This is a genomic window from uncultured Lamprocystis sp. (assembly GCF_903933125.1).
Classification (GTDB): domain Bacteria; phylum Pseudomonadota; class Gammaproteobacteria; order Chromatiales; family Chromatiaceae; genus Thiodictyon.
Genome location: NZ_CAIZIZ010000335.1, coordinates 1 through 7144, shown reverse-complemented (window position 1 = coordinate 7144; position 7144 = coordinate 1). Strand labels below are relative to the sequence as shown.

Below are 7144 nucleotides of genomic sequence, written 5' to 3'. Positions count from 1 at the left end.
GAAGTCGCACCTACACTGACCGGTATCCAAATTATTGGAAATCACCTGAACAATTGGTAATCAGGGCGAGGATCCTCGACCGCCCATCGAATCGAACCCGCGGTGGTCGGGCCGATTCCAGGCACCGCCGCCAGCGCGTCGGCCGGAGCGGCCATGATCGCCTCGACCGAACCGAACTGTTCCAGCAGTCGCCGCGCCCGCTCCGGCCCGATGCCCGGCAACCCCTGCAGGACACGGCTCTGCACCCGTGCCTTGCCGCGCGGGCGTCGGCCCGGGCGGGGCAGCGCGCCGACCGCGCGGACGCGCGCCTGCCGCGCAGCGAACAGCATCAGGCGCGCGGTCTCCTCCGCGTCCATGGACCGCAGCAGCGGGATGCCGAGAAACAGGGTCAGGTTCACCAGCGCGCCCTGGATCGCCTCACGCCGCATGTGGCACTGCGCCAAATCCTGCGCACGACCTTCCAGGATCAGCGCGGCGCGCAGGGGCGCGTTCGCGAGCCGCAGCCCCTGCGAGAACAGGCGCCCGTCCTTGATCGAGGCCACCAGATCCGGCAGCGTCTTACGCTCGAAGAGCAGACTGTCGTCCACCTGATAATCGCCGACCGGCAGCCGCTCCACCCGCGTCAGCACCTCGGCGTGCTGCTGCAGCGCCGCCAGCACGAGGCTGGCCGACTCGCGGTCATCGACCACAATGGAGAAGCGTTGGCTGGTCGTCATCATCAGCTCGTGGCATGGCGCGATAGACCTTCAGGCGCACGCCTTTTCAAAGCGCGCGACGCAGTGTTCCAGTCGGCTGGCCGGTGTGCGTTGGATCTTCGCAAGCAATTGGCAGGACACCGTCCCGAGCCCGAATCGCCGCATCAGTTCCCGCTCCAGATACAGGGTCAGATGCACGGTCATCTCCGCGTCGGCTTGGGCGCGGTGATAGCGCCCGGTCACCGGCAGTTTGGCATAGTCGACCAGGGTGCCGAGCTTATGGTTAGGCGCCTGCGGCAGAACGCGCCGGGCAATCAGCATCGAGCAGATGAATGCCTGGTCCCGGGCGCGCCCGATGCGCGCCAGTTCGGCGTCCCAGAACTTGCTGTCGAACGAGGCGTTATGGGCCACCAGCGGATAGTCGCCGACAAAGTCCGCCACCTCGGCCATCACCTGCCGGGCCGGCGGCGCCGCGCGCACCATCGCGTTGGTGATCCCCGTAAACCCCGTGATGAACCCGGGGATCGACACACCGGCGTTCATGAGGCTCTGGTATTGATCGACGATCTGTCCGTCGCGCACCAGCACGGCGGCAATCTCGGTGGCGCGATCACCGCAATCCGGCGACAGGCCGGTGGTCTCAAAATCGATGACGGCGATGGTTTCCACTGTGATGCTCCTGTTGATATTTCAATAGGTAAGGAGTTGGAGATAGGTGAAGCAACGAATAAAATCGTTGTCGTTGTCGTTGTCGTTGTCGTAATCGGACGCTCGGACAGTGAAAGGACGCGGCGTGAGAGCAGCCTCGCGGACATCATAATCACACTGCGCCCCGTGGGAGCGGCCTCCGGCCGCGATGGGGCCGCACGGGATCTAGGCCATCGGCATTCACCCCGGCACCGCATCGCGGCCGGAGGCCGCTCCCACTGGCGACGCGCGTCGTGCGGGGTGGGTCATGTTTCCCAGGATCTTGGCGGCGAGGATTCTTCGTCCGCAGGCGGCCCTGAGCGACCCAGTCCGCCGGTCACCGGCACGAAGCGGACCGGCAGCAGGTTGTGTCCGGTGACTGCGCCGGCCGGCCCTTTCTGATACAAAGCAAGTTCCTGGTGGCCCCCGGGCGCACCGAGCGGGATCACCAGCCGACCGCCTGGTTTGAGTTGGTCGAGCAGGGTTTCGGGCAGGCGCGGGGCCGCGGCGGTGATGATGATGCCGTCGAACGGAGCGACCTCCGGCCAGCCGAGCCAACCGTCTCCCGTGCGCACCTGGACCTGATCATACCCCAATGCCTGCAAAGTCATGCGCGCCCGCTCGGCCAATTCGGGGACGATCTCCATCGAGTAGACCGCCACCCCGAGGGCGGCCAGCACCGCCGACTGATAACCGGACCCGGTCCCGAGTTCGAACACCCGATCCCCGGCGCCGACCCCGAGCAGTTGGCTCATAATGGCGACGATATAGGGCTGTGAGATGGTCTGGCCGCTGCCGATGGGCAGAGGATAGTTGGCGTAGGCCAGGTCGCGTTGTTCAGGCGCGACGAAGGCGTGGCGGGGGACCCGGCGCAGGGCGTCACTGACCGCCAGGGTGAGGTGGTCGAAGCCGATGGCGGAGGCCGTCAGACGGACGTCGGATTCCACCTCGGTGAGCAGTGCATCGCAGGGCGCTGTCATGGCTTGTTCCGTGGTGCATGAACGCAGACCGTCGCGTCGGTTGGCGGGGCCTTGGTCATGGTCCCGGCCAGCCGGCTGGAGTCCAACGCTTTACCGTGAAAGTCGCGCAGCGCCCCTGTGGGTGCGGCGTCCCGCCGCGACGGGGCCGGGCGCGCAGCCGCAGCGTTCGAGGTCACCGCGGCACCGTATCGCGGCGGGACGCCGCTCCCACGAGGGACTTTCATCTTCCGGGGTGGCTGAAAGGCTCCCGCCGCGCGACAATGCACGGCTTTGTGATCCCCTTCACGGCCGCCTGAGTACCTGCTCCATGAACCTACGCCCGCGCCTCCTGACCACACTCTCCGCGCCCCTGCGCCTGCTGCCGACCCTGGCCCATAGCCAGGCGCTCGCGTTGACGCTCAATCAGGTGATGAAGGACGCGATCACCGATGGCGAGCTCGATTTCCTCAAAGGCCGCACGGTCGGTATCGAGATCAGTGACCTGGGTATCCGCTATCGCCTCGGGTTCGGCGCCGGGCGCATCCGCGGTTTCGGCGAAGGCGCGCCCGCGGATGCCAGTATCTCGGGCGGGCTCCACGAGTTCCTGTTGCTGGCCGCGCGGCGGGAGGACGCGGACACCCTGTTCTTCCAGCGCCGGCTGCGGATGGCGGGTGATACTGAATTGGGCCTCTATCTCAAGAACTTCCTCGACGCGTTCGAACCGCCGGCGCGGGTCGCACCGCTGATTCGCGGGCTGGATCGGCTGCTGGGGCGCTGAGCCGCCTGGGTCATCAACCGCCATGAGCGAATACCAGTACTACGAATTCCTGGCCCTCGACCAACCCCTGACCAACGCGCAGATGGCCGAACTGCGGCGCTGCTCCACCCGCGCCGAGATCAGTTCCACCCGTTTTTTCAACGAGTATCACTGGGGCGATTTGAAGGGCGATCCCAGGCGCTGGATGGAGCAGTATTTCGACGCCTTCCTCTATTTCGCCAACTGGGGCTCGCACTGGCTCATGCTGCGTCTGCCGGCCGCGCTCTTGCCCCCGCACCAGATCCGTGACTACGCCTCCGAAGAGGCCCTGGAGATCCGGCAGGCGGGCGATCACACCATCCTCTCCTTCACGTCGGAGATCGAGGAACCCGACTGGGAGGGCGAGTCCTACGCGCTCGGCTCACTCGTCCCATTGCGCGCCGCGCTCATTGCGGGCGATCGGCGCAGTCTTTACCTCGGCTGGCTGAGCGGCATCCATGATGCGGAGGATCTGAGCCCGGAGCCTTCAGTCCCGCCCGGTCTCGCGGAACTCGATGCAGCGCACCGCGCGCTGGCGGACTTCCTGCGCATCGGGCCGGACCTACTCGCCGTCGCGGCCGAGCGCAGTGGCCCGCTTCAGGATGCCAGGCCGGACCAGGCCGCTTTCGCCGGCTGGGTCCAGGCCCTGTCGCCGACCCACAAGGATGCGTTGCTCACCGAGCTTCTGGTCTCCGCTGGTCCTTACCCCCTCGCGGCCCTGAGACAACGGGCCGAGCGGGAACTGGGCGCGGCCAAACCCGCCCACTCCGGACAGCCCGAGCGACGCACCGCCGCCGCCCTGTGGATCCGCGCCGAACAGCTCGCCGGGGAACGCCGCGCGCACGCGGCCCGCGAGCGTGCCGCCGCCAAGACCCGCCAGGAGGCCGAGGAGGCGGCACGTCGCCGGCTCTACCTCCAGGGCCTGCGCGGCCGTGAGGACACACTGTGGCATACGATCGAGACCCTGATCGAGACCCGGCAGACCAGCAGCTACGGGCAGGCGGTCTCGAAGCTGCAGGACCTGCGTGACCTGGCCGCTCTAGACCAGCAGACCGCCGCATTTATAGAGCGCATGGCCGTGCTGTCCGCCAAGCACGAGAGAAAACAGTCGCTGATTCGCCGTTTCCGCGAAGCCAAGCTTTTCGATTGAGCCTCCACGCACCGTTGAAGACGCCTGGACCAGTGCCGCCGCCATCAATTCAGGGCTGATGCAGGGCTTGGAAGTCGCGTCGCGTTTACCGCAAAAGTCGCGCAGCGACCCTGTGGGAGCGGCGTCCCGCCGCGACGGGGCCGGGCGCGCAGCCGCGGCGTGCGAGGTCACCGCGGCACCGCAGCGTGGCGGGACGCCGCTCCCACTGGGGATTTTCATCTTCCGAACACACTCTACAGCGGGTGGCGTCCGTCGGCGATGCGGTAGGCGGTCAGCGGTAGTTCAGGCCGGGAGTCCATGGAACAACCGCCACAGGAGATCCTCCACCCGCCGTGCGCCCAACTCGGTGAGTGCAAGGTCGAGCGGTGCGCGGCCCTCGAGCATCGGATGCGGCTCGTGCAGGAAGCGCCGGGCCGCATCCGTGTCATCCCAGACATAGTCCGCGGTCGCCACCACGCGCGCCAGCCGCTCAGTCCGCTCGCTTTCCTGCGGACTCAGAACCCGGCGGCGCTTGTAGGTTGCTTCAGAGACAATCCCGTGCAGTAGCCGACGGCGCTCGCCGGGGTCCGCCACCGCGCGCGCGACGACCTGTGTCAAAGCGGCCTTTGGCAGGCCCCGATGCACGACCGCCTCCAGCATGCTCAGCGAGCCAATGGCCTGCCCGAGCACTGCTGCTCCACCCATGGCCTCGGCAATGCGTTGTGTTTCGATCATTTCGTCACGGCGGTATCAAGTGATCCCAAGGATAGCACCAACTGCACCTTTCCGCTCATTCCTTAACGGACGCCGAGGACGAATCGCAGGGGGATTCCAGCGGGTGCTCAGGGGTATCCGTTGAACGTCGGGTAGTAAGTCACGACCCCTTGCTGCCCTTCAGGCCGAACGGCGGAGCGACTGGAATTCCTCGCAAAGCCGCCGCTTGAAAGACACGGCTTCGACCGTGATGGCGCGATGATCGGCGCCGCAGGAGCGGCAGCCCGTGCTTACTCGACCGAGGTTAGCCCCGCCCGGATGGCGAAGCACACCAGGCCGGCCAGGGTGTCGAACCGCAGCTTCATCATGATCCGGGCGCGGTAGGTCTCCACCGTTTTGGCGCTGATGCCCAGGGTTTCGGCGATCTCTTTGGTGCGCCAACCCAGGGCCATGAGCCGCAGCACCTCGCGCTCGCGCTTGGTCAGCAGCGCCTGGTCCAGGTCCGCGCTGCACCGCGGCCGTACCCGCCTGGGCCAGGGCGGGGCTAATGAAGCGATCCCCGGCGACGGCGGCGCGGATCGCCTGGATCAGGTCGGCGCCGGCTTCGTTCTTCAACACATAGGCCCTGGCCCCGGCCGTCATCATGCGTTGCAGATAGTGGGCATCGGCGTACATGGAGACGGCGACGATACAGGTGGTCGGTGAGCCGACGCGGATCAGGTCCGCCGCGTCGATTCCGCTCATGCCCGGCATGGCCACGTCGAGCACCGCCACGTCGGGCTTGAGCTCGGTGGCCAGACGCACGGCCTCGGCCCCGTCGGCGACCTGGGCCAGAACCCGCCAACCGGGCTCGCGGGCAATCAGAGCCGCCAGCCCGTCGCCAAACAGGGTGTGGTCGTCGCACAGGATGAGGCTGAGGGTGATGACTGGGCTCTGCGCTGCTTGGCGTGGCCCTAGCTTACGCCGGAATCGCTGCCCTGCGGCAGGCAGATGGTCATGCGGCTGCTCGGGGCCAGCGCCGCGATAAGGATCGCTGTCGCGAAACTCTGCGCTCGGGTTAAGTCCGACAGACTGCTAGCGATCAGTAACACATCGCCACTCATCTATCTGCATCAGGTCAGCGAACTGGACCTGTTGTGTCAGTTATACGGCCGGGTGCGACTCCCGCCCGCTGTGGCAACCGAGCTCAAGGCAGGCTTGGCATCGCGGTGCCGTCACCGAATGCCATCGATTGGCTTGAGATAAGTACATCAATATATTCGCTATGAGCGCTTAATTATTTATCTTTCTTTTAAATCAATGCTTTGCAATTATTGGCGCCTACAAATATTTCACTTGAAGTACTTACTACCGGTCCGCAATCCTGACCTGATACCGCTCGGGCTTTATCCCATCCGTGGCGGCGATATTGGGCAAGCTCCGCATGGCAGGGATGTGGATCGGCGATGATCTGACCGCAGAGGTGATCAGGGCTGCCGGCGAGTAGCGACATTCGGCGACAAAGGGACCGAATCGTTTGGGCGGGCGGCTATCGGTGCGGTTCGCTCACGCTCACCGCACCCTACGCACTACGCACCAGCGGATGCCGTTTGCCCAAAAGGAGTCCCTCGGCGGCGCATGACCTGTTCCCGGGCGAGTCTTTCCGCCGAGATATCCGTGGTACGTCCCCTATTTCCGCGCGTCCCCTATTTCCGCGGGGATCGCTCACCGGGTCGTTGGACCAGGGGGTAATGCGGTTGGCCTGGCTGTTGCGCGCCCAGGTGTAACCGGCGCCCACCTCGCTCACCAGGCAGCCGGCCCGTTCATTGGCGATGACATTGATCCAGGGCAGCGGCGGGCGGGGCAGGGCGCCCGCGTCAGTGCCCGACCGGCGCAACGGCAGGACATAGTCGCGCCCGTCCGCGGAGAACCCGCCGTAGCCGTTGAACAGCCGCAGCGGCTCGCCCGCGAGGTCCAGGGCTGCCGCCGGCTTATCGGGGGCGCCGGCCATCTGTCCGGTCGGCCCCGTGCCGACAGCCGGCATGGTCGTGCCGGTCGCGGGGGCCGCTTCCGGGCGGTGATAACCGTCCAGCAGCGCCAGCGCGCTCGCCCGGTCCGGGGCCACTCCGGTCAGGAACAGGACCTCGACCACGGCGTCAGCCGCCAGTGCGACCGTCGCCCGCAG

At 66.5% G+C, this 7144-nt stretch carries 7 protein-coding genes and 2 pseudogenes; 2 read left to right on the top strand and 7 right to left on the bottom strand.

Annotated features, from left to right (window positions below):
- Positions 1 to 41: 41 nt before the first annotated feature.
- The 3 genes from QZY03_RS17430 to QZY03_RS17420 all read right to left on the bottom strand — a co-directional run bounded on the left by QZY03_RS17430 (position 42) and on the right by QZY03_RS17420 (position 2362).
- The gene (locus tag QZY03_RS17430) at positions 42 to 719 is read right to left on the bottom strand and encodes an ERCC4 domain-containing protein (protein ID WP_295583275.1); all 678 of its coding nucleotides are present in this window, start codon (positions 717 to 719) and stop codon (positions 42 to 44) included.
- Between the two features lie 27 nt (positions 720 to 746).
- A complete protein-coding gene (locus QZY03_RS17425; RefSeq protein WP_295583279.1) occupies positions 747 to 1370 on the bottom strand; it encodes a PolC-type DNA polymerase III in 624 nt (207 codons plus the stop codon).
- Between the two features lie 278 nt (positions 1371 to 1648).
- Positions 1649 to 2362, bottom strand: coding sequence for a protein-L-isoaspartate(D-aspartate) O-methyltransferase (locus tag QZY03_RS17420; protein ID WP_295583273.1), 714 nt, complete (start codon positions 2360 to 2362; stop codon positions 1649 to 1651).
- 307 nt (positions 2363 to 2669) lie between these two features.
- Here QZY03_RS17420 and QZY03_RS17415 point away from each other — a divergent pair, with 307 nt between their 5' ends.
- Together QZY03_RS17415 and QZY03_RS17410 are read left to right on the top strand one after the other, a co-directional pair.
- Entirely contained in the window at positions 2670 to 3119 is a 450-nt protein-coding gene (locus tag QZY03_RS17415) for an SCP2 sterol-binding domain-containing protein (RefSeq protein ID WP_295583271.1), read from the top strand.
- A 22-nt stretch (positions 3120 to 3141) separates the two neighbouring features.
- Positions 3142 to 4287: a hypothetical protein gene (locus QZY03_RS17410; RefSeq protein WP_295583269.1), complete on the top strand. Its 1146-nt coding sequence runs from the start codon at positions 3142 to 3144 to the stop codon at positions 4285 to 4287.
- A gap of 282 nt (positions 4288 to 4569) precedes the next feature.
- On the opposite strand, the gene QZY03_RS17405 is transcribed toward QZY03_RS17410, so the two are convergent.
- The 4 genes and pseudogenes from QZY03_RS17405 to QZY03_RS17395 all read right to left on the bottom strand — a co-directional run.
- Positions 4570 to 5001 carry an antitoxin Xre/MbcA/ParS toxin-binding domain-containing protein gene (locus QZY03_RS17405; protein WP_295583268.1) on the bottom strand — a complete coding sequence of 144 codons (432 nt, stop codon included), beginning with the start codon at positions 4999 to 5001 and terminating at the stop codon, positions 4570 to 4572.
- A 269-nt stretch (positions 5002 to 5270) separates the two neighbouring features.
- The gene (locus QZY03_RS17400) at positions 5271 to 5465 is read right to left on the bottom strand and encodes a LuxR C-terminal-related transcriptional regulator (RefSeq protein WP_295583277.1); all 195 of its coding nucleotides are present in this window, start codon (positions 5463 to 5465) and stop codon (positions 5271 to 5273) included.
- Between the two features lie 100 nt (positions 5466 to 5565).
- Positions 5566 to 5886: pseudogene (locus QZY03_RS32170) on the bottom strand (response regulator transcription factor); the annotation flags it as partial.
- A gap of 655 nt (positions 5887 to 6541) precedes the next feature.
- Positions 6542 to 7144, bottom strand: a pseudogene (locus QZY03_RS17395) (hypothetical protein); the annotation flags it as partial.